Source organism: Marinospirillum perlucidum (assembly GCF_003336805.1).
Lineage (GTDB): Bacteria > Pseudomonadota > Gammaproteobacteria > Pseudomonadales > Halomonadaceae > Marinospirillum > Marinospirillum perlucidum.
Genome location: NZ_QFWJ01000001.1, coordinates 162,254 through 185,379 on the forward strand (window position 1 = coordinate 162,254; position 23,126 = coordinate 185,379).

A 23,126-nucleotide genomic window follows, 5' to 3' on the forward strand; every position below is an offset into this window, starting at 1 on the left:
GGATTCCATGTGTGAACTTCTGGGTATGAGTGCCAATGTACCCACGGATATGACCTTCAGTATGGCGGGCTTCTTCCGCCGCGGTGGGGCCACTGGCCCTCACCGTGACGGCTGGGGCGTAGCCTTCTACGAAGATCAGGGCTATCGCGAGTTCAAGGATCCGCAACCCTCTATTCAGTCACCACTGGCTCGACTGATGCTGGAGTACCCGATCAAGAGCCATATCGTCATCAGCCATATCCGTCAGGCCAATGTCGGTGGCGTTAATCTGAGTAATACCCATCCCTTCTCACGTGAACTCTGGGGCCGCCATTGGTGCTATGCGCACAATGGTCAGCTGGCCAATTTCCGTGAACAGCTACCCTTGAGTTTTTACCTGCCGGTGGGTAGTACTGATAGTGAATGGGCCTTCTGCTGGCTTTTGGGTGAAATCAGGCGTCAGTTTCCCCAACCCCCTGAAAACCCTGTAGCCATGCAGGAGCTGATCCATCAATCCTGTGAAAAACTGCGGAGCCTGGGGGTTTTTAACCTCTTGTTCTCCGACGGCCAGTATCTTTATGCTTACTGTTCGACCAAGCTGGCGCATATCACCCGTAGGGCCCCCTTCGGCCCGGCCCTCCTCAAGGATACCGAGCTGGAGATCGATTTTGCCGCCTGTACCACGCCCAAGGATGTGGTCAGTGTCCTGGCGACCGAACCCCTGACTTCCAATGAAACCTGGCACATCATGCAGCCGGGCGAGCTGGTGGTTTTTGAAGAGGGTGAGGTGGTCGCAGAACGCACCAGTCACGCTGCAGCTTCCAACTGAGCTTCCAGAATTTGAGACTCGCCTCCGCCCGGAGTAGACTCAAAAGCTTTTCTTCCTCCTTTCTGCAAAGATTAAAGAGAGCACTATGCAATTTACCGGTTCCCAAAATTATGTTGCTACAGATGAACTTCAGGTTGCGGTCAATGCGGCCTCCACCCTGCAGCGCCCTTTGCTGATCAAGGGGGAGCCAGGTACCGGCAAGACCCTGCTTGCGGAAGAAGTTGCAGCCGCTCTGGATATGCCGCTGATCACCTGGCATATCAAATCCACCACCAAGGCCCAGCAAGGCCTTTACGAGTATGATGCCGTTTCCCGTCTACGTGATTCCCAATTGGGTACGGACAAGGTTCATGACATCAGCAACTACATCGTGCCCGGTAAGCTCTGGGAAGCCTTTACCAGTGATAAGCCAGCGGTACTGCTGATTGACGAGATTGATAAGGCGGATATTGAATTCCCCAACGATCTGCTGCTCGAACTCGACCGCATGGAGTTTTACGTTTACGAGACTCAGGAAACCATAAAGGCCCATCAGCGCCCTTTGGTCATCATCACCTCCAATAATGAAAAAGAACTGCCGGATGCCTTCCTGCGCCGCTGTTTCTTTCACTATATCCGCTTCCCCGACCCAGACACCATGAAGCAGATCGTTGAAGTGCACTTTCCCGATGTCCAGAAAAAACTGGTGGAAAAAGCTCTGGAAGTCTTTTACGACCTGCGCGAAGTGCCCGGCCTCAAGAAAAAACCCAGTACTTCAGAATTGGTGGACTGGATCAAATTGCTGATGGCCGATGATCTGGCCCGCGAAGTCCTGCTGGAAAAGGACTCAGCCAGCGCCGTGCCACCGCTATGCGGTGCCCTGGTAAAAAACGAACAGGACACCAGTCTACTGGAACGCCTGGCCTTTATGATGCGACGCCAGAACCGCTAATCCAGCTGTAGGGCGCAGGGGGTTTTGACCCTGACTGCTTTTGTAAAACGCCGGGCTGTTTACTGGTGGCCTTAAAGCTTAGGCCTGTTTTGTTGCCCGGTGTTGTTAGCCTTGGCTGGGTGATGGTGATCTAGCCTTTTGCCCCTGTTATGGTGTTTGTATGTTGATCGATTTTTTTCAGGAAGTGCGAGCTGCCGGCGTCCCCGCAACGCCGCGCGAACTGCTGGATTTGATTCGTGCCCTGGAGGCAGACCTGGCGTTTGCCGATATGGAAGATTTTTATCTGCTGGCACGCACCTGTCTGGTCAAGGATGAAAAATTCTATGACCGCTTTGATCTGGCTTTTTCCAGCTATTTTCAAGGCATTGGCAGCCTGGATGAGTTACTGGAAAAGGTGATTCCTGATGACTGGTTACGCCAGACTTTTGAAAAATATCTGAGCGAAGAAGACAAGAAGAAGATCAAGAGTCTGGGTAGCCTGGACAAGCTCATGGAGGAGTTCAAAAAGCGCCTGGAGGAGCAGGAAAAACGCCATGCCGGGGGCAATAAATGGGTGGGCACCGGGGGTACTTCTCCTTTCGGTCACGGTGGTTATCATCCTGAAGGTATCCGGGTGGGGGGCGAATCCCGCAATCGTCGAGCCGTGAAAGTCTGGGAAAAGCGGGAATTTCGCAACCTGGATGACTCGCAAAGCCTGAGCAATCGCAATATTCAGGTGGCTTTAAAACGTCTGCGCCAGTTTGCCCGTACCGGTGCGAATGAAGAGCTGGACCTGGAAGGGACCATTCGTGCCACGGCGCGCAATGCCGGTCAGCTGGATTTGAAGATGGTGCGCGAAAAGCACAATTCGGTGAAGGTGCTTCTGCTGTTGGATATTGGTGGCTCCATGGACGACCATATCGAAATGCTGGAAGAACTCTTTACCGCTTGTCGTACCGAGTTCAAGCACCTGGAACATTTCTACTTTCATAACTGCCTCTATGAATCCGTGTGGAAGGACAACCGCCGCCGCTTTAACGAGCGGACTCCGACGATGGATCTGATCCACAAGTATGCTGCTGACTATAAGGTGATCTTTGTCGGCGATGCCTCTATGTCCCCCTATGAGGTTGCCATGCCGGGCGGAAGTGTCGAGCATTTCAATGAAGAGCCGGGCCAGACCTGGATCAAACGGGTAACTTCCAACTGGGATAAGGTCGTCTGGTTGAATCCGGTTCCCCGTCAATACTGGGAATACACCCAATCTATAGGCATGCTGCGCCAGTTGCTAGATGACCGCATGTACCCCCTGACCCTGGAAGGCTTGGATGCCGCCATGCGCGAACTGGTGAAATAAGCCGGTTGCAAAATTCCATTAGTGTTACAGCTGATAAGCTGCTTGAATAAAGACTCAGCAGAAGCTTTTCGTTTCTGCCTTGAGAGGTAACCGGATAGATGACGCGCGTGTTGGACCTAGTGCCAGAAAACACCCGGGGGCGGGATTTTGTTGTCGGTGATTTGCACGGCTATTTTCAGTCGCTGGAAGAAGCCTTGGCGAGGGTTGACTTTAATCCTCAGCAGGATCGGCTTTTTGCGGTCGGAGATCTGATAGATCGTGGTCCGGATTCGCTGCTCTGCCTGAATTTGCTGCACCAGCCCTGGTTTTTTTCTGTTCAGGGAAATCATGAGCGTTTTCTTTTACGCAGTCTCCAGGGTGATCTGGAAGCTCGTCGCATTTGGTTGGCCAATGGTGGGCGCTGGAGCCTTGAAGTAACTCCGGCCCAGTTGCAGGAAGCCGCTGAACTGATTTTGACTCACATGCCCCTGGCTCTGGAAATTCCCCTGGGCGATTACCGGCTCGGCCTGGTGCATGCTGAGGTGCCCGAAGATGACTGGGATCATTTGCGATTCAGGGCAGAAGAGGCCGATTCTGATCTGATTGAGGCCCTGACCACGTGCCGAAACCGTTTACGTCAGGAATTGACCCACCCCGTTGCCCATATCGATCGAGTTGCCTGTGGCCATACCCTGGTGGAGCGACCGACACGGCTGGGTAATGTCTGTTACCTGGAAACTGGCGTCTGTGCCATCCATCAGGGCGGGTATTTGACCCTGGTAAGCACCCAAGAACTTCTGGAACCCTGAGTTTGAAGAAGTAACTGTTTAGCTGGGGAGATTGGCCGCTTGCTGAATCGGCTTTAAGGCCACGAGAAGCGCGAGGATGGAACCCAGGCACATCCACACCAGCAAAGTCTGGAAGTGTACACCGGTATCCAGTAGCCAGCCCAGCAAAGCCGGGGTCAAGCCGGTGGAAAAAACCATGCAGGCGGATTTGACCGAGCGTACCCGGCCCAGGTGTTGGCTGCCCCAGAGGTGCACCAGCAGGCTATCCAGAATCGGGCCCTGCATCCCCATGGAAAGCCCGCTACCCAGCATTAATAGCCAAATCCCCACGTCACCCTGAAAGCTGGCAGCAGCAGCCAAACCAAGTATAAAAGGCAAGAGGTAGAAGCGGGCCAGGCGAGTCACGCCCCAGTGATCAATCCAGCGGCCACCCAGCAAAGATCCCGGAAAACGTGCCAGCCCCATGGCTGTCAAAGCCAGTGCGTAGGTCGTGGTACCGGCTTCCAGGTCTTCAGTCATAGAAGCCTGATAAATGAAAATACCGGTCATGATAATGGGGATGGCCAGCAGCAGGGGCAGCAATAGCCAAAAGCGGGTTTCCTTAAGCGGATTGGGGCCCTGGGGGCGACTGCCGCGTGCTGGTGGCTGCTGGGGTGCGCTTGGCCAGTTGACCCGGAACCAGACCGCTAGCCAGAAAAGGGCAAGAAGCCCGAGGAGGAACCACCAAGCCGTTTGCCAGCCCACAATCACCAGAAGCAGGGCAAGAATCGGGGGCAGGATGATTTCGCCCAGCGGCATGCCCAGGGTGACCAGACCCAGAGCGCGCCCCCGATTCTGAGTGAATTCACGTCCGGCCAAAGTCGAGCCCATATGGGTTAAAAGCCCCTGACCACAGAGACGCACCATGCCCAGGCCTAGCAGAGCCCAGTCCCACCAGGGCGCCAGGGTCAGTAAGAGGCTGCCGGCGAGAAGACCGCTCAGTACCAGCAGTGCATAGCGTCTGGGGGCAACCCAATCAATACTGGGCCCCAGTTTCAGAACCAGAAAACCACTGAGCAGGGTAACTGCTGAATAAATACTGCCAAACTCACCGGCGCTCAGGTTCAAGCGCTCACTGATAGGAGCCTGAAAGAGGCCGATAAAGAAACTTTGCCCCAGGTTGCCGGTAAAAATGGCAAGAAAGGCTAATCCCAGCATTCCGGGATGGTTCAGCAGTAGTTGCCGGTAGTTTCTGGCGGGTGGGTTAGACATGCTGACCCCAGGCGGTGAGAAAAGCCCCGGGCAAGGCCCGGGAGCTAGGAAACCTCTGATTAACTATTACGCTTGCTTATGCTGTGTTGAAATTGGCCTCAAAATGCTCATTTACTACTTGTAAACTCCGCTTTTTCGTTCAATTTCGTCTTGCCTAACCTGCGCTCATCACGTTGATCAGAGGGTCCCTAGTAGGAGGGTAATTAACCGATTTTAATTTCAGGCAGTTGGGGGGCTTCCAGTTCCACTTTTTCAGAAGGCGCAATCACCTTGGCGGTGCCCGTGACAACCTTTTCATCTTTCTGGTTGGTGACCAGGCAGTCAATCACAACGATCTTCTTGGCATCCTGCTTTTCTTTTACGGTCAGCGTCACGGTCAGGGTGTCATTGAGCTTGACCGGGCGGCGGAAACTTAAATCCTGGCCCAGATAGATGGTGCCGGGTCCTGGCAGGGTAGTGGCCAGGGCAGCCGAGATCAGGGAGCCGGACCACATGCCGTGGGCAATTCGTTCACCGAACATGCTGGTTTTGGCAAATTCAGCGTCCAGATGTACCGGGTTGACATCACCGGATACAGCGGCAAAAAGAACCAGCTCCTTTTCAGTCAGCGTTTTTTCAAAGGTAGCACTGTCGCCTTCCTTGAGGGTGTCGTAGGGGCGGTTTTCAAGTTTGCTCATGGTTTTTCCTTTTTTTGGATTGCAGATAACGGCTTGCTTTAAGGGCCAGAGGCCAGCCCGGGCCTTGCTGGTGCTTTTGCATCCTCTGCCTGCTTTTTTGATGCAGGTCTCTTGGCAGAAGATGGTAACTCTTGGCATCATGAGAAGCCAGTCGAGCGCTTGCTCGGGTTTGGGTCGCTGTCAAGGAGTCGATCACTGACCTGGCCAGCTCTTCAGACTGGTAAACCAACACGATAAGGTGATAAGAGATCACTATAAAAATCCCTTGCCTGCATCTGACAATACGACAAGAGTCGTATGTTTTTGCACTGCAGCATAAGGCTAAATAGGTGCCATGTAAATTTTTTACACTAGCCGTATTGCTTCTGAAAAACTACTCATCAGAAATAGATAAGAGGCCCTTCTATGCAGCACACCAATATTTATGACATGGGTTTGGAGCGTAACGCTGCCAACTTTGCCGCCCTGACACCCATTTCCTACCTGCAACGCGCTGCCAGCGTTTATCCTCAGCGTGTTGCCCAGATTCACCATGGCCAGACCAAAACCTGGCAGGAAACCTACAGCCGCTGCGTACGCCTGGCCTCAGCCTTGGATAAAACCGGCCTGGGCAAAGGGGATACGGTTTCTTTCCTGTCACCCAACATCTATGCCCTGTTTGAAGCCCACTTTGGCGTGCCCATGTCAGGTGCAGTTCTTAACGCTATTAACACGCGTCTGGATGCTGAAGCCATTTCCTTTATTCTGCAGCACGCCGAAACCAAGATTCTTTTTGTTGATCGTGAATTTTCCGAAGTGGCTTCGCGTGCCGTCAAAATGCTGGGTGCCCAGCGTCCTCGCGTCATCGATATTGACGACCCCTTCTTTGAAGGTGGCGAACTGATCGGGGAAATGGATTATGAAGCCTTCCTGGCCACTGGTGATGACAGCTTTGATTATGTCATGCCTGCCGATGAGTGGGATGCCATTACCTTGAACTATACCTCCGGCACCACCGGTAACCCCAAGGGGGTGGTTTACCATCACCGCGGTGCTTACCTGAATGCGGTTTCCAATGCCGTTTCCTGGAATATGGGTGAGCACCCCGTTTATCTGTGGACCCTGCCCATGTTCCACTGCAATGGTTGGTGTTTCCCCTGGACCCTGGCAGCTACCGTGGGTACCAGCGTCAGCCTGCGTCATGTGCGTGCGGATGATATTTATGCAGCCATCAAAGAGCAGCAGGTCAATCACTTCTGTGGTGCTCCGATTGTACTCAACATGCTCAACAATGCTGATGCCCAACTGAAAGAAGGCATCGAGCATCAGGTCAAGGTGATGACCGCTGGTGCTGCGCCCCCCGCAGCCGTTATTGAAGGCATGGAAAACATGGGCTTTAGCGTGACTCATGTTTATGGTCTGACGGAAACCTATGGTCCTTGCGTGGTTTGTGCCTGGCATGATGAGTGGGATGAGAAGACCCTCTCGGAGAGAGCGCGTCTGAAAGCCCGCCAGGGTGTTAAATCACCCATGCAGGAAGGCCTGATGATCGCCGATCCGGAAACGCTGGAACCGGTTCCCCAGGATGGTAAAACCATGGGTGAGATCTTTATGCGCGGTAACCTGGTGATGAAAGGTTATCTGAAGAATCCTCGGGCTACCGAAGAATCCTTCGAAGGTGGCTGGTTCCATTCCGGTGACCTGGCGGTGTGGCATCCCGATGGCTATATCGAGATCAAGGATCGCTCCAAGGACGTGATTATTTCCGGTGGCGAAAACATCTCCTCGATCGAGGTGGAGGATGTTCTTTACCGGCATCCTGCTGTATCGGAAGCCGCCGTAGTGGCCCGTCCGGATGAGAAGTGGGGCGAAACCCCCTGTGCCTTTATCAACCTCAAGGCCGGTAGCCAGGTGAGCGAAGAGGAAATTATCGCCTTCTGTCGCGATAACATGGCTCATTTCAAAGCGCCCAAGACGATTGTCTTTGGTGAATTGCCAAAAACCTCTACGGGCAAGATCCAGAAGTTTGTCCTGCGTGACCAGGTCAAAAGCCTCTGATCTTTAACCTTGAGGTAACAAAAGGCCAGCTTTTCGAAGCTGGCTTTTTTTTGTCTGGATCTTTATAGTAATACAAACGTTTGAATGGTCGTTTGATCAGGTGAATAATCACGTCAAACGGTTATACTGGCTACTAATAACAACAAGTTGGCGAGGGCTGAAATGACAGAAATAGATATGGGGCGTTTTGAGTCAGTGTTGCAGGTCTTTGATGAATCCTGTGAACGCTTTGCTGACCGGCCTGCATTTACCTGCATGGGTCAAACGCTGACCTATGGCAAGCTGGAGGAAAAAAGCCGCCATTTTGCTGCCTATTTGCAGAACCATACCGATCTGAAAACAGGTGATCGCATCGCCATTCAGCTACCCAACACCCTGATGTTCCCGGTGGCTGTCTTTGGTGCCCTGCGAGCAGGCTTGGTCGTTGTGAATACCAACCCGCTTTATTCCGAGCGGGAGATGGAGCACCAGTTCAATGATTCCGGTGCCAAGGCTTTGGTCGTCCTGGCCAACATGGCTCACAATGTTGAAAGGGTCTTGCCTCTAACGCATCTCAAGCATGTGTTTGTGACTGAATTGGGTGATCTTCATCATGGCTTTAAACGGGTGCTGATCAATTCGGTCGTCAAGTACGTAAAGAAAATGGTGCCCAAGTACCATCTGCCTTATGCCATTCCTTTTCGTAAAGCCCTGCAGGAAGGCCGTCAAGGCCACTGGCTGCCACCCAGTCCCCAGTTGGATGATTTGGCTGTCTTGCAATACACGGGGGGCACTACCGGTGTTGCCAAGGGCGCAATGCTGACTCACCGCAACCTGGTCGCCAATATGTTGCAAGCCAAGGCGGTGATCAACCAGGTTCTGAATGAAGGGGGAGAGACGGTGGTCGCTCCTCTGCCTATGTACCACATCTATACCTTTACCGTGAACTGCATGGTGATGATGGAGTTGGGCAATAACTCTCTGCTGATTACCAATCCCAGGGATCTACCCGGCTTTGTCAAAGAACTGCAGAAAAACCACTTCACCGGTTTTGTTGGCCTGAATACCCTGTTTACGGCCTTGTGTAACCGGGATGACTTCAAGGCTCTGGATTTCAGCCATCTCAAGCTGACGATTTCCGGTGGCATGGCCTTGACCCGTTCGGCTGCAGAGCGCTGGAAAGAAGTGACTGGTTGCGCTATTGCCGAAGGCTATGGTCTGACTGAAACCTCACCGGTTGCCACCTTCAACCCGCCCAAAGCCATTCAGTTGGGCAGTATAGGGCGTCCTGTTCCCAGTACCGAAATCCAGGTGATTGATGAAGACGGCAAGCCTCTTCCCTTGGGTGAAGCTGGTGAATTGTGTGTTCGTGGCCCTCAGGTGATGAAAGGCTATTGGCAGCGACCCGAGGAAACCGCCAAGGTTATTGATTCTGAAGGCTGGTTCAGAACGGGGGATATTGCCGAGATTCAGGAAGACGGTTATGCCCGTATCGTGGATCGCAAGAAGGATATGATCAACGTTTCCGGATTTAACGTCTATCCTAATGAAGTGGAAGACGAAATTGCTTCCCATCCGGATGTGCTGGAAGTGGCTGCGGTCGGCATCGAAGATGAAAAAAGTGGTGAAGCCGTCAAGGTATTTATCGTCTCGCGCAATCCGGAGATGACCAGCAAGGATGTGCGTGCCTGGTGCAAGGAAAGGTTGACCGGCTACAAACTGCCCAAGGTCGTGGAATTTCGTGATGAGCTGCCCAAGACCAATGTGGGCAAGGTGCTGCGTCGACAGCTCCGGGACGAGGAAAAGGCTTCTTCTTGAATTTAAGCAGAGGCTCCTATCTTGGAAACCCCGGCCCAGGCCGGGGTTTTTTGTGGCTACCGATTAAAGAAGGGTTTGTTATTTTTGGTAAAAGCAGTTGTAGTAGCATAAAGATTCACCAAGAATGCACTTAACTACCCCCTGATTCTTTCGGGCTTAGAAACAGGCCTGTATCCATGATTTTAATCAGGGCTCCCTAACTCTGGCAGTATTTTTATAACAACGACTGAGACTCGCGCATGAAATGGGGGCTGACTGTAAAAGTAACCCTGCTGAGCTGCCTGGTGGTTGCTGTCCTACTCATGGCTGTAGGCTTTGCTTTGGTGGCTTTCAAGCAGTACAAGACCACTCTGGAGCGGGTGACAGGCGAACAGCTGGAAGCACTGATGACAGCTACCCGTCTGGTTCAGCAAACCGAGGGCCTGGTCAATGCCAGTGCCATGCTCTTGTTGGCAGAAAATCATATCAAGCGCCGTGAAGCTTTGTTTGAAGCTCAGGATCGCAAGGAATGGATTAACCGGCTGGTGGATGAACTTCAGGCCCATCCGGGGGTTCGGATCCACAATGAGGACTTGGAGCCATCCCGCAATCAACTGATTGCAAACCTGAATCGTATTAACGAATTGGTCAGACAGCGTATTAATCTGCGTGCGGATGTCTATTTTCAGGAAAGCACCAATCGCGATGACTTACGGCAACTGGAAAGAATCAATGCCGAGATCGGAGAAATGATTCGTGCCAATGAGGAGTTATCCAAGGATCTGACCGTGGCAGTCAGCTACCAAGTCAATCAACTGCGTTCTTCCATGCGGATGGAAGTGGAAGACTTGAATTTCCGCATCTTGCATCAGGAAAATCGTCTGCTGATTACGGTTCTCCTGGCCTTTGCCCTGGTGCTCTTGACCAGTTTTTATATCCATCGGTTTGTTGTTGCGCGTGTCATCGAGCTTCAGCGGGCGCTGAGTCAGACTCACCCTCAACCCAGTGACATTCCTGTACGGGGGGAAGATGAAATTGCCTGGATGGCTCAGTCCATCCATCGTTACGTGGGCAAAATCCAGGAGAATGAAAACAAGATTCTGGAAATGAATCGTGAGCTTTCCTTTCTGGCCACCCATGATGCCTTGACTCAACTGCATAACCGGCATTTTTTTGATCGCCGTATCCATGAGATTACTCATTGTCAGGAGGATAAGTCCTACTCTGCAGCGATGATAGATATTGATCTTTTCAAGGCGGTCAATGACTCCCTGGGGCATGCTGCCGGGGATCAGGTAATCAAGGCTTTTGCTCGTCTTTTAAGGGGCAGTCTGCCCGAAGAGGTGCTGCTGGCAAGGATCGGGGGAGAAGAGTTTGCTGTGGTGTTTGCGGATCAGAGTTTTGACGAGGCCAGGCAGTATCTGGATTCCTTCAGGCAAAAGCTGCACAAGCAACCCATTCACTTGGCGGATCAGACGGTTCGGATTACTGCCAGCCTGGGTTTGGCCGGTTATTGCCCTGCCGGGTCCATCAATGCTTGTCTTAAACGTGCTGATGAACTCCTGTATGAGGCTAAACAACAGGGGCGCAATCAACTGAAGATGCAAAGGCTTACCGAGGTAGATCTATGTTGACCAGATTAGTACTCGGGTTGGTAATCCTGTTGCTGGCCTGGCCTCTTCAGGCCAATCGAGACCCCCTGCATGTTGAACTGCATCTGGAGCCGCCTCATCTTGATCCTACTCTGACGCCTGCCTCCACTGTTGCCGAAGCAACCTATGGCAATATTTTTCAGGGCTTGACCCGAATCAACCGGGATGGGGAAGTAGAGCCTCTTTTGGCCAGAGACTGGATACTTTCGCCCGATGGTCTGACCTATACTTTTCACTTGCGCGAGGGCGTACATTTTCACAATGGTCGCTTATTGACTCCCGAAGTGGTGGTCTTCAGCCTTGAGCGCCTGCTCGACCCGGCGGGTGGCAATTCTCAACGGGAGCTTTATGCCAGTATCCGCAAGGTTGAAGCGCTAGCTGCTCAACGCGTCCGGATTGAATTGCATTATCCCGACAGCCTGCTGCTGTTTCGTTTGGGCCTGTCGGCCGCGGTGCTGGTGGAGCCGGATTCTGCAGAGACCAATACAGAGCAGCCGGTTGGTACCGGGCCCTACCGGGTCACCCACTGGGATGCTGCGAAAAACCGGCTGAACCTCTATGCTTTTGCCGACTATTGGGGTGACAAACCGGCAATCAGCGAAGCATTGATCACCTTCACCAGCAACCGTGTGGAACTAGAAGCCAGCCTTCTGGAAGGCCAGATTGATCTCTACCCCAATATCAGCCCCATGGATTCAGTAGTGCGTCTTACCGAGCGGGGTGATTATGTGATCAATAACGGGGTTACTCAGGGGGAAACCCTGCTGGTTATGAACCATGCTCATCCAGCACTGGCGGATCGGCGAGTACGCCAGGCCATCAATCATGCTATCGATAAACGGGAGCTGCTGAATATCTATCCCCGCGCCAATCCCCCCCTGATCGGCAGCCATTTTTCTCCACTGGATGCGGCCTATGTAGATCTGGTGGATTATTACCCTTATGACCCCGGGCGGGCGCGGGATCTTCTGCTGGAGGCAGGCTATGCCCAGGGTTTGACACTAAGATTTCGGGTGCCTCCCGCCCTTTATGCCCAGCAGGCCAGCCTCTATCTGGCTGATTATCTGGAGGCTGTGGGGATTAATATCCAGTTGGAAAGAGTTACCTGGCCTCAGTGGTTGGAAGAGGTCTTTAACGAGCAACGCTATGATTTGACAGTAATAGCCCATGTCGAACCTCTGGATCTGGATATTTATGCCCGTGAGGATTACTACTTCAATTACGTGAGTGAAGACTTTCAACAGCTTTGGCAAGCAATCACAAGAGAGGCAGATCCAGTGCAGCGCCAGCTTTTACTGGGTCAGGCCCAGGAGCTCTTGGCTGCCGATGCGGTACATGTTTTCTTGCACATCAAACCCCAGCAGTCGATTCGCAAAAAAGGGCTAAGGGGTTTCTGGATCAATGCACCTGTTCCGGCGGTCATGCTGGAGGAACTTTACTGGGAGTAGTTTTTTGCCTGCCGGCTTTTTCATTTATACTGGTCGTTTTTTCCGCAATCAGTGAGACATCATGCAGCAGCCGGATCAGGCTTTAAATCCCGATGAGCTTCTTGAACAGGGCCTTTTGAAAGACAGGCCTTCTCTGCGCAAGCGTTGGCGACAGGTGAAAAACAAGCCGGGTGCCGAACAAGAAGCCGTTCTTGAGGCTTTGCAGAAGTCCCGGGCGGCGGTTGAAGCCAGGCGCGACCAGTGGCCGCATCTGGAGTACCCGGATCTGCCGGTTAGTGAACAGCGTGAAAGTATTCAAAAAGCCCTGGCCGAGAATCAGGTGGTGGTTGTGGCCGGTGAAACCGGTTCGGGTAAAACCACCCAACTGCCTAAAATCTGCCTGGAAATGGGGTTGGGTGCGCGTGGCCTGATTGGACACACCCAGCCGCGGCGGCTGGCCGCCCGGTCGGTGGCCCAGCGCTTGGCAGAAGAACTCCAGGTTCCCCTGGGTGAGCAGGTCGGGTACCAGGTACGCTTTCAGGATCAGCAAACCAGTCAGACGCTGGTCAAGCTGATGACCGATGGCATCCTCCTGGCAGAAACCCAAAAGGACCCCTACCTCAATCGTTACCAGGTAATTATCATTGATGAAGCCCATGAGCGCAGTCTCAACATCGATTTTCTTCTGGGCTACCTGAAACGTCTACTGCCCAAGCGCCCGGATCTCAAGTTAGTTATTACTTCAGCCACCATCGATGTGGAGCGCTTCTCCCGACACTTTGGCCAGTGCCCGGTGATTGAAGTCTCGGGACGCACCTATCCAGTGGAAACCCTCTACCGCCCGCTTTTGAGTGATGATCCGGAAACCCAGGATCTGACCCAGCAGGAAGGGGTGCTGGAAGCCCTGAACGAGATACAAACCCTGGAAAAACAAAAAGGCTGGATGTATGGCCCCAGGGATGTGCTGGTATTTCTGCCGGGTGAAAGGGAAATTCGGGAACTGGCTCACCTGATTCGACGCCACCAGGCGGCCGGACGCTACCGGGATACGGAGGTTCTGCCGCTTTATGCCCGTCTGCCTGCTGCCGAACAGCAGCGGGTTTTCCAGAGCCACAGTGGTCGCCGGGTCGTTTTGACCACCAATGTGGCGGAAACCTCGCTGACGGTACCCGGTATTCGCTATGTCATTGACCCTGGCGTGGCTCGGATCAGTCGTTATAGCTATCGAGCGGGTGTTCAGCGCTTGCCCATCGAAGCGGTTTCCCAGGCCAGTGCCAACCAGCGCGCCGGTCGTTGTGGACGTGTGGCTGAAGGTATCTGTATTCGCCTCTACAGTGAAGAGGATTTGCTCGGACGACCGGAATTTACCGAACCGGAAATTCGCCGTACCAATCTGGCCGCAGTCATCCTGCAGATGCTATCTCTGCGTCTGGGTGCAGTTGAGGACTTTCCTTTTGTCGAGCCACCGGATCGGCGTTTTATCAAGGATGGTTTCCGGCTTCTCTATGAGTTGGGAGCAGTCAATAAAAAGAATCTTTTGACTGGTCTGGGGCGCAAGCTGGCGCGCCTGCCGGTTGATCCACGCCTGGGGCGAATGCTGCTGGAAGCGGATCGGCGTCGCTGCCTGAGTGAAGCCCTGGTGATTATTTCTGCTCTGAATATTCAGGATCCGCGGGAAAGACCTGCAGAGCACCAGCAGGCGGCGGACCAGGCCCATGCCCGCTGGAAGGACAAGGATTCGGATTTTCTGGCACTGGTCAACCTGTGGAAGGACTATGAACAGCTACGCCAGGAGGTTTCCGGCAATCAGCTGCGTAAACAGTGTAAAAAGCTGTTTTTATCCTTTATGCGCATGCGTGAATGGCGGGATACCCACCGCCAGTTGAAGCTGCTGGCCAAGGATCTGGGCTTGAAAGAAAACCATGAAGAGGCTGCCTATGCCCCCTTGCACCAGGCGCTTCTCTCCGGCTTGTTATCGAATATGGGCCAGTTGCAGGAGAACAAGGAATACCTGGGAGCCAGAAACCGCAAGTTTTTTATTCACCCCGGCTCCAGGGCTGGCAAGAAAACGCCCAAGTGGATCATGGCAGCCGAATTGGTGGAAACCACCAAGCTGTTTGCCCGCATGGTAGCCAAAATCGAACCCGCCTGGGCAGAAGAACTGGCCGGGCATCTGGTCAAGCGCAATCATTCCGACCCCCATTGGGAGAAAAAAGCGGCCCGGGTGGCGGCTCTGGAAAGAGTAACGCTCTTTGGTCTTCCTCTAGTATCCGGGCGCAAAGTGGATTTTGGTCCACTGAAACCAGCCGAGGCCCGCGAGATCTTTATTCGTTCGGCTTTGGTGGAAGGGGATTACGCCAGCCGGGCAGCCTTCATGCAGCATAACCAAGCTTTGCTCAATGAAGTGGAAGTCCTCGAGGACAAGGCGCGCAAAAAAGATATCCTCGTGGATGATGAGGTGCTGTTTGATTTTTATGATCAGCGCCTTCCCGCAGATATCAACAAGGGAGCCAGTTTTGAAAAGTGGCGTAAGCAGGCAGAAAAGGAAAATCCCCAGCTGCTGTTTTTAACCCGTGAGGATCTGCTGGCGCGAACCGCAGACGAGGTGACTGAAGAAGCCTATCCCGACACCCTGGCCTGGGAAGGTGTCGAGTGGAAGCTTAGCTATAATTTTGCTCCCGGTCAGGAAGATGATGGTGTCAGCCTTCAGGTACCTGTTGCCATGTTGGGGCAGTTGCCGGAAGGCCGCTTGAGCTGGTTGGTTCCCGGCCTGCTGGAAGAAAAATGCCTGACCCTGATGCGCGGTCTGCCCAAGTCGGTGCGCAAGAATTTTGTGCCTCTGCCGGATTTTATCCGGGCTGCTCTGGAGGCCCTGCAGCCGGATGATCTGCCCTTGCAACAGGCTTTGGCCCTGTTTCTCTACAAGATCACCGGCAATAAGATTGATGATCAGGATTGGCAGCTGGACAAGCTTCCTCCCCATCTATTGATGAATTACAAGGTGGTGGATGCCCGAGGCCGTTTTCTCGGACAGGGTCGTGATCTGTCAACCTTACAGCAGCGTTTTGACCGGGAAATGCAGGAAGGTACCCAATCACTGGATGCCGGGGATCTGCAGGTCAAGGGGCGTAAGGCTTGGGATTTTGCTGAACTGCCCGAGCGCCTGGAAGAGGTTCAGGCCGGGGTCAAACTCCAGGCATTTCCTACCCTGGTGGATGAAGGCTCGAGTGTAGGGGTGCAACTGGTGGATTCAGCCGATAAAGCCCGGATGCAAATGCAAAAGGGCTTGGTGCGTCTGGCCCGGCTGCAGTTACCCCAAAAAGAAAAGTACCTGCAGACCCAGCTACCGGGGATCAAGAATCTGGAATTGCTATATGCCAAGATTGGCAGACGCCAGGAATTGCTCGATGACTTGCTGGATGCCAGTCTGAGAGATGCTTTTCTGAATAAAAGCAGTGATGACTGGCCACGCAGTGGCGAGGCTTTTCAGACCTGGCTGGACCAGCATCAGGGCCAGTGGGTTCCCCGGGCTACAGAAAAAGTTGCCCTGGCCGAAAAAGCCTTAAAGGCGCAGGTGCCTCTGGCTGCCCAGCTGAAAGCTAAAACCAGTCTGGCCCTGGCCATGACCCTGCAGGATGTTAAACGTCAACTGCAGCGACTCTTTTATCCCGGCTTTATCTGGGATGCCGGGGACTGGTTGGAGGAATATCCTCGTTATCTGGAAGCGGTGAAGTTGCGGTTGGAAAAGGCCCCGCGCGACCGAGTCAGGGACCAACGGTTGGCCGAAGAACTGGAAGGCTGGTGGCAACGCTGGGAAGAACGCTATCAGCAACTGTTACCCAAGGGAGAGGTGACGCCTGACCTCCTGGATTTCCGTTGGCTGCTGGAGGAATATCGGGTCTCTTTATTTGCCCAGCAGCTGGGTACTCGGCAAACCATCTCTGCCAAGCGACTGCAAGCACATTGGCAGAATCTTGTCGGTTTATGATTGGTTTATTGCCGGAGCTGAACGTGGGATAATCGGCTGATAAGCGAGGAGCCAGGAAAAAAGAATGACTGCACCGTCGATTTCAATTATTGAAGAGCGTATCAATTTACCAGTCGCGGACCAGCAATTTGCCCAGCTGGTACGAATTTATCCGGCCCAGACACCCGGTCGTGCAGTGTTCATGCTTCACGGACTGATGGATGACGCCCGTTGTTTTCATGATGCTGAAACCCGCACCGGGCTGGCCTATGTCCTGGCCCGATCCGGTTATGATGTTTATTTGGGTGAGTTGCGCGGTCGGCGTCTGGAAGGTGAGGCTTTGAAAAAGCAGGCTTTTGGTGTTGAGGAAGCCCTGACTCAGGATCTGCCCCAACTCATTGAAGCGGTCTGCAAAAGAGCGAATCCTGGCGGACAAGTATGGATTGGCCAGGGATTCGGCAGCCTTCTACTAAGCAGTTTTCTGGCCCGCAACCCGGAGTACCTGGATAAGCTCTTGGGAATGGTTCATTTCAGTCCCTTTCGGGAATCCCAGCCGGGTGGCCGTCTCAAGCACTTTTGGGTTAACTGGTTGCACCAGCGCGGCGTCAAATTGATTAGTGGGCTCTTGGGCTACGTTCCTGCAGAAAAGCTCAAGCTGGGCCGTAGCAATGAAAGCGAGAATTTCTATCTGGATGCCCTTAACTGGTTGGATGCACCCTGGGTTTCTCCAAGGGGCTTTGACTATGCTGCCGCGGTAAAGGAACTGGACTGGCCGCCCAGCCTCTATTTTGCCAGTCTCTATCATTCCTGGCGCGCAAGTGATGCGGATGCCCGAGCTTTTATGTTCGACTTGGGCGCTCATAATGGCCGCCTGGTCAAGCTAGGGCGTCGGGTTGGCAATCAGCAGAACTACCGCCGCTCGCAACTCTGCCTGGATCAGGCTGCTGAGCAGGATTATTTTCCCCTTTTGTTGGAATGGCTCACTGAGTTGACCCCGGCAGAGCCTGCTTAAAACAATACAATCAAAAACGTTTCTTAAGGCTACCTATGAAATCAGTATTTATTACCGGCACCGGTCTTTTTACTCCTGAGCAGAGTATTAGTAACGAAGAACTGGTGACGGCTTTCAATCAATGGGCTGAAAACTGGAATCAGCGTGAGGCGCAAGCCATCGAAGCCGGAGAGCTGGCGCCTCAGGCTTTGTCCAGCGTGGAATTTATCGAGAAGGCATCAGGTATTAAAAGTCGTTATGTGCTGGATAAAAAAGGGGTCCTGGATCCCGAGCGGATGAAACCCTATCTGCCGGAAAGACCCAACGATCAACCCAGCATCCAGGCAGAAATGGCCGTGACGGCAGCCAAGCAGGCGCTGGAACAGGCGGGACTTCAGGGTGGCGATATTGATCTGGTGATTCTGGCCTGCTCCAATCCGCAGCGTGCCTATCCTGCTGTTGCGATTGAAGTTCAGCAGCTCTTGGGTGCAGGTGGTTTTGCCTATGACATGAACGTGGCCTGCTCCAGTGCCACCTTTGGAATCCAGGCTGGTTGCAATGCGATCCAGTCGGGTCAGGCGCAACGGGTTCTCATGGTTAATCCGGAAATCTGCAGTGCGCACCTGAACTTCTGTGATCGCGACAGCCATTTCATTTTTGGTGATGCCTGCACGGCGGTGATTCTCGAAGCCGAAGACCTGGCAGAGGGTAAATCGGATCGTTATGAAGTCTTTGCAAGCAAGCTGTTGACCCAGTTTTCCAATAATATCCGCAATAATGCCGGCTTTTTGAATCGTTGTGATGAAGCCGGTCTGGGACAGCGAGATAAATTATTTGTCCAGGAAGGTCGCAAGGTCTTCAAGGAAGTCTGCCCCTTGGTGGCAGAAATGATCCGTGAACAGCTGCAGTTAGCGTCCATTGAGCCGGAAGCGGTTGATCGTCTCTGGTTGCATCAGGCCAATCTGAACATGAATCAGCTGATTGCCCGTCGTGTACTGGGTCGTGATGCCACGACCGAAGAAGCACCTGTTATTCTCGACCGCTATGCCAATACCAGTTCTGCAGGCTCGATTATTGCTTTTCACCTGCACAGGGAAGATCTGCAACCAGGAGCAACCGGGGTCATCTGTTCTTTTGGGGCCGGTTATTCAGCGGGTTGTCTGCTGGTTCGTAAAGCAGCCTGAAAAAGGATACCCGGATGCAGAGGATAGGATGGCTGCTGCTTTTGGTTCTACTCTTGACCGGTTGTGCGAGTCAGACGCCTCAACCCAGTGAGGCAACTGACTGGGCTGAAGAAAACCCTCGGGACCCTTTTGAAGACTGGAATCGCAGTGTTTTTGCTTTCAATGACACTCTGGATACCTGGTTTCTCAAGCCCGTGGCCCAATCCTATCGCTGGCTGACACCGAGTTTTTTCCGCACCGGGGTGAGTAACTTCTTTGCCAACCTGAGAGAACCCGTGCATCTGGTCAACAACCTGCTCCAGGCCAAACCGCTGGATGCAGGCAAGGATCTGCTGCGTTTTTCCATCAATTCCTCCATCGGGGTACTGGGGCTCTGGGATGTCGCCACCCCCCTGGGATTGCAACCCAGTGAAGAGGATTTTGGGCAGACGCTCAATGCCTGGGGGCTGCCCGAAGGCCCTTATCTGGTCTGGCCGGTTTTGGGCGGGCAGACCTTGACGCATACCCTGTCGCGCCCCCTGGATTATCGCCTGACTCCCCCGGCCTATATTGATGACTATTACATTCAGGGTGGACTGCTGATCGTAGAAGGCGTGAACCTGAGAGCCAGCTTACTGGATGCGGAAAGGATGATTTCCGGTGATCGTTACAGTTTTATTCGTGATGCCTATATGCAGCGCCGCGATTACCTGATTTCTGATGGTGAACTTCAGGAAGATCCCTTCCTGGAGGATGATTTTGACGATATTGATCTGGATGATGCCTTTGCCGATTAAAAGCGGCAAAAAGGCTTGAGTTGACTTGCTTTAAAGTGTCAGTCGCATTACCGTTTGAGTTAGATGTGATGGCCAGGGTTTGCAGGATCAACAGAGGCACCTATGAATAAATGTCAGCAGGAAGCAGCCGTGTCCTATCAGCAGGAACTGGAACAGGAAAATGCTGATCTGAAAACTTCTCTGGCTCTGCTGCGTCAGGATCAGGAAGCTGGCTATCATGTCCAGCAGACCTTGTTGCCGGATAATCCTACCCAGGTCAATTCTTTCCGTCTGGATTACTGGCTGAGACCCTCGCTGTATTTATCCGGTGATTTTGTCGATTGCTGGCCTTTACCCGATAATAAAATGCTGTTTTATCTGGCCGATGTATCCGGACATGGGGCATCTTCTGCATTTGTGACTATACTAATCAAGTATCTGCTGGGTAAGTACAGTGAAACCGTGCAAGTCAGTCCTGCTGATCTTTGCAAACAGTTAAACGAGGAACTTCTGGCAGGCGGTTTGGATAAACATCTGACGTTGGTTCTGGGTGTTCTGGATACTCAGACGCGGGAAATGACCTATGCGCTGGGTGCACACCTACCGACCCCGTTACTTTGTTTAGGCAGTGGCGAGGTCAGGGAGCTGGAAGGAACAGGAATGCCCATCGGGCTCTTTCCCGATGCCCTATATAAGGATTACACTTGCATCTTTCCAGAACAAGGACGCTTATGCGTGGCCAGTGATGGTATTCTGGAATTGATGCCCGGCCAGGGACTGGAAGAACGCCAACAGGCCTGGCGGGATCTGGTCCAAAAGACCGGTGGAGAGATAGAGGCTTTACTGCAGCATCTGCCAGCTTCACAAGAGCAATGGCCTGATGATGTGACCTTGATGACATTAACTGGTTGTTGATATGCAGACAGGCAAGCTTTTGGCGGCCAAATCACAACAGACCTACTTGCTTAAGCTGGTTGGTGACGTGCGTTTGACGCTGTGTTGTACCCTGGATCAGTTATTTGAACAGGTTTTTGCCGATCGAGAGGTTCGGAACATCGTAATCGACCTCTCCCAGGCAGATAATCTGGATAGCACCACTCTGGGTTTGCTGGCCAAAATTGCGGTCAAGGCTTCTGTGGCGGGCCTGAATCAGCCCAGTATTATTTCATCCAACCCCGATATTACGATGCTACTGGAATCCATGGGGTTCCGGCAGTATTTTCTGATCATGGATCAGCCGGTGACGACCCGCGAGGAGTTGCGTGAAGTGGCGCAGCTTTCTGGTTCGGAAGAGCATATCCGGGCCCAGGTTCTGGAAGCTCACCGCACCCTGATGGCCATGAACGAACATAATAAGGAAGCCTTCCAGAGCGTGGTTCAGGCGCTGGAAGACTGTCCCCATCCGGGCTGAAAACAGCTCTTACTGGCAGGTCGCAGTAATCTGCGCTTCCAGTTTTTCCAAATCCTCGATAAAACGGCGTATGCCTTCGGCCAGCTTTTCTGTGGCCATGGCATCGGCGTTTAATTGCAGGCGAAACTCGGCTTCAGTCAAGGGCTCTTCTCGTGGCTGAGAGGGTTGATCAGCTGTCAGGCAGCGTTCCAGCGGCGCTGAATCCGCCTGCAAGGAAGCCAGAAGCTTGGGCGCAATAGTCAAGCGGTCGCATCCGGCCAGGGCTTCGATTTCACCCTGGTTGCGGAAGGAGGCCCCCATCACGATGGTGGTGTAGCCTCTTTCTTTGTAGTAGGTGTAAATCCGGCGTACCGATTGCACACCTGGGTCCTTGCTGCCGGAAAAGTCTGCATCGGGTTGTTGAGCTCGATGCCAGTCCAGAATCCGGCCCACAAAGGGAGAAATGAGGGTGACCTCTGCATCTGCACAAGCTCGGGCCTGGGCAAAGCCGAACAGCAGAGTGAGGTTGCAGCGAATGCCTTCCTGTTCCAGTACACGGGCTGCCTGAATCCCTTCCCAGGTGGCCGCCAGTTTTATCAGGATGCGTTCGGGATCGCCGCCTGCATTTTTGATCTTGTCGATCAATTGCCGGGCCCTTTGCTGGCTGGCAGCCTGGTCAAAGGAGGTGCGTGCATCGACTTCGACAGAAACATAGCCGGGAACCTGCTCTTGCACCTGACAGGCGAGCAAAGCCGCAAAGCAATCGTATACCGGAGTAGCGGTTTTCTGGGATTCTTCCCAGGCCTGGCGAAGCAAGGGTTGATAAGCGGGCAGTGCCAGAGCCTGCAGGAGAAGAGAAGGGTTGGTGGTAGCATCAGTCGGCTGGTAGCTGCGAATGGCATCCAGATCACCGGTATCGGCAACCACCAGGGTCATTTCTTTTAATTGATCTAGCTTATTGCTGCTCACAGGGTCTCTCCTTTGTTGAATCTTCATCTAAACAGAGACCCGGGAGGAGGGCAATACACCCTAAGGCTAGAATTTTCAGTGTTTTAGTTGACTCAGGTGAGCTGAACCCTGTCCAGGGCGCGTCTGATCAAATCAGCATTACTGTCAGGCAGGTGGGCTTCCTCACTGAGAAGGCGGCGAAATTTACGGGCACCGGGAACACCCTGGAAAACGCCCATGAGTGGCTTGGTCAAGGCATTCAGGCGCACACCGGCAGCCAGTTGCGCTTCAACGTAAGGCAGATACGCCAGGACAGCCTCCTGGGGTGTCTTGACCGGAGCTGAGGAAGCAAACAACCGTTGATCAACTTCAGCAGCCAGCAGCGGGTTATCCCAGAGCGCCCGTCCCAGCATGACGGAATCAACTTTTTGCAAATGGGCCTGGCAGGCATCCAGATTGGTGATCCCCCCATTAATGCCCAGGGTTAACTCCGGGTGTTTGGCCTTGAGTCGATAGACCCGCTCGTAATTGAGCGGAGGTACATCCCGATTTTGCTTGGGCGATAGACCCTGCAGCCAGGCTTTGCGAGCATGCAGGATGATGATTTTACAGCCTGCCTGTTTGAGACTGAGAACAAAGTTTTCCAGGTCTTCATCTTCGTCCTGCTCATCGATACCGATGCGGCATTTGATGGTGGCAGGGCGGTCAGTCGCGGCCTGCATGGCTTCAAAGCAAGTCGCCACTTTTTCCGGGTAGGCCATCAGGCAGGCACCGATCAGGTTGTTCTGGACCCGGTCGCTGGGGCAGCCGACGTTCAAGTTGATTTCATCATAACCCCAACGAGTAGCTATCTCTGTGCAACGAGCCAGGTCTTCAGGCTGACTGCCGCCTAGTTGCAGGGCGACTGGATGCTCCTCGCGGGAGAAATCCAGAAAGCGCTCCGGGTCCTTGCCATGCAGGATGGCACCTGTGGTCACCATTTCCGTATAAAGCAGGGTTTCACGCGACAAGAGGCGCAAAAAGTAGCGGAAATGGCGATTGGTTACATCCAGCATGGGGGCCAGGCTGAATTTTGGGTAAACCTGATCGGACCAGGTGTGCAGATGGGAAGCAGGCATAGGGATAAAGACCGTGAAAAAAACGGCTAGTTTAGCAAAATCGGGGGGAGAAAAAACGGCGACCCTGTAGGGGGGCAGGGCCGCCAAGTTGAGCTAGTGCGTAGGGCCTAC

The 23,126-nt window shown here is 53.3% G+C and carries 18 protein-coding genes; 14 read left to right on the forward strand and 4 right to left on the reverse strand.

Annotated features, from left to right (window positions below):
- Window positions 1-7 precede the first annotated feature (7 nt).
- From DFK18_RS00820 to DFK18_RS00835, 4 genes are all read left to right on the forward strand, one after another.
- Window positions 8-808 (forward strand): class II glutamine amidotransferase, encoded by an 801-nt coding sequence (locus DFK18_RS00820; RefSeq protein WP_114416304.1) that lies wholly within the window; start codon window positions 8-10, stop codon window positions 806-808.
- An 85-nt stretch (window positions 809-893) separates the two neighbouring features.
- Window positions 894-1,739 carry an AAA family ATPase gene (locus DFK18_RS00825; RefSeq protein WP_114416305.1) on the forward strand — a complete coding sequence of 282 codons (846 nt, stop codon included), beginning with the start codon at window positions 894-896 and terminating at the stop codon, window positions 1,737-1,739.
- A 160-nt stretch (window positions 1,740-1,899) separates the two neighbouring features.
- On the forward strand, window positions 1,900-3,075 hold the full coding sequence (locus DFK18_RS00830; RefSeq protein WP_114416306.1) for a vWA domain-containing protein: 1,176 nt from the start codon (window positions 1,900-1,902) through the stop codon (window positions 3,073-3,075).
- Between the two features lie 98 nt (window positions 3,076-3,173).
- Complete coding sequence (locus DFK18_RS00835) at window positions 3,174-3,863, forward strand: metallophosphoesterase (RefSeq protein WP_114416307.1); 690 nt, start codon at window positions 3,174-3,176, stop codon at window positions 3,861-3,863.
- An 18-nt stretch (window positions 3,864-3,881) separates the two neighbouring features.
- Here DFK18_RS00835 and DFK18_RS00840 read toward each other — a convergent pair whose 3' ends face one another.
- Both DFK18_RS00840 and DFK18_RS00845 read right to left on the reverse strand, forming a co-directional pair.
- Window positions 3,882-5,093 carry an MFS transporter gene (locus tag DFK18_RS00840; protein WP_114416308.1) on the reverse strand — a complete coding sequence of 404 codons (1,212 nt, stop codon included), beginning with the start codon at window positions 5,091-5,093 and terminating at the stop codon, window positions 3,882-3,884.
- A gap of 203 nt (window positions 5,094-5,296) precedes the next feature.
- Window positions 5,297-5,770, reverse strand: coding sequence for a MaoC/PaaZ C-terminal domain-containing protein (locus tag DFK18_RS00845; protein WP_114416309.1), 474 nt, complete (start codon window positions 5,768-5,770; stop codon window positions 5,297-5,299).
- A gap of 405 nt (window positions 5,771-6,175) precedes the next feature.
- Here DFK18_RS00845 and DFK18_RS00855 point away from each other — a divergent pair, with 405 nt between their 5' ends.
- The 10 genes from DFK18_RS00855 (at window position 6,176) to DFK18_RS00900 (ending at window position 20,970) form a co-directional block, all read left to right on the forward strand.
- A complete protein-coding gene (locus DFK18_RS00855) occupies window positions 6,176-7,807 on the forward strand; it encodes an acyl-CoA synthetase (protein WP_114416311.1) in 1,632 nt (543 codons plus the stop codon).
- A gap of 126 nt (window positions 7,808-7,933) precedes the next feature.
- Entirely contained in the window at window positions 7,934-9,604 is a 1,671-nt protein-coding gene (locus tag DFK18_RS00860) for an AMP-binding protein (protein ID WP_281269750.1), read from the forward strand.
- Between the two features lie 239 nt (window positions 9,605-9,843).
- On the forward strand, window positions 9,844-11,217 hold the full coding sequence (locus DFK18_RS00865) for a GGDEF domain-containing protein (protein WP_114416313.1): 1,374 nt from the start codon (window positions 9,844-9,846) through the stop codon (window positions 11,215-11,217).
- On the forward strand, window positions 11,211-12,683 hold the full coding sequence (locus DFK18_RS00870) for an ABC transporter substrate-binding protein (protein ID WP_114416314.1): 1,473 nt from the start codon (window positions 11,211-11,213) through the stop codon (window positions 12,681-12,683). Before DFK18_RS00865 ends, DFK18_RS00870 begins: the two co-directional genes overlap by 7 nt.
- 61 nt (window positions 12,684-12,744) lie before the next feature.
- Window positions 12,745-16,650, forward strand: coding sequence for an ATP-dependent RNA helicase HrpA (hrpA, locus tag DFK18_RS00875; RefSeq protein ID WP_114416315.1), 3,906 nt, complete (start codon window positions 12,745-12,747; stop codon window positions 16,648-16,650).
- 64 nt (window positions 16,651-16,714) lie between these two features.
- On the forward strand, window positions 16,715-17,641 hold the full coding sequence (locus tag DFK18_RS00880; protein ID WP_114416316.1) for an alpha/beta hydrolase: 927 nt from the start codon (window positions 16,715-16,717) through the stop codon (window positions 17,639-17,641).
- A 35-nt stretch (window positions 17,642-17,676) separates the two neighbouring features.
- The gene (locus tag DFK18_RS00885) at window positions 17,677-18,804 is read left to right on the forward strand and encodes a beta-ketoacyl-ACP synthase III (RefSeq protein WP_114416317.1); all 1,128 of its coding nucleotides are present in this window, start codon (window positions 17,677-17,679) and stop codon (window positions 18,802-18,804) included.
- 14 nt (window positions 18,805-18,818) lie between these two features.
- Window positions 18,819-19,580 carry an MlaA family lipoprotein gene (locus DFK18_RS00890; protein ID WP_114416318.1) on the forward strand — a complete coding sequence of 254 codons (762 nt, stop codon included), beginning with the start codon at window positions 18,819-18,821 and terminating at the stop codon, window positions 19,578-19,580.
- Between the two features lie 102 nt (window positions 19,581-19,682).
- Window positions 19,683-20,474 carry a PP2C family protein-serine/threonine phosphatase gene (locus DFK18_RS00895; protein ID WP_114416319.1) on the forward strand — a complete coding sequence of 264 codons (792 nt, stop codon included), beginning with the start codon at window positions 19,683-19,685 and terminating at the stop codon, window positions 20,472-20,474.
- Between the two features lies 1 nt (window position 20,475).
- The gene (locus tag DFK18_RS00900; RefSeq protein ID WP_114416320.1) at window positions 20,476-20,970 is read left to right on the forward strand and encodes an STAS domain-containing protein; all 495 of its coding nucleotides are present in this window, start codon (window positions 20,476-20,478) and stop codon (window positions 20,968-20,970) included.
- A 9-nt stretch (window positions 20,971-20,979) separates the two neighbouring features.
- Here DFK18_RS00900 and tal read toward each other — a convergent pair whose 3' ends face one another.
- Together tal and dusA are read right to left on the reverse strand one after the other, a co-directional pair.
- A complete protein-coding gene (gene tal / locus DFK18_RS00905; protein WP_281269746.1) occupies window positions 20,980-21,918 on the reverse strand; it encodes a transaldolase in 939 nt (312 codons plus the stop codon).
- A 92-nt stretch (window positions 21,919-22,010) separates the two neighbouring features.
- Entirely contained in the window at window positions 22,011-23,015 is a 1,005-nt protein-coding gene (gene dusA / locus DFK18_RS00910; RefSeq protein ID WP_114416620.1) for a tRNA dihydrouridine(20/20a) synthase DusA, read from the reverse strand.
- Window positions 23,016-23,126 lie beyond the last annotated feature (111 nt).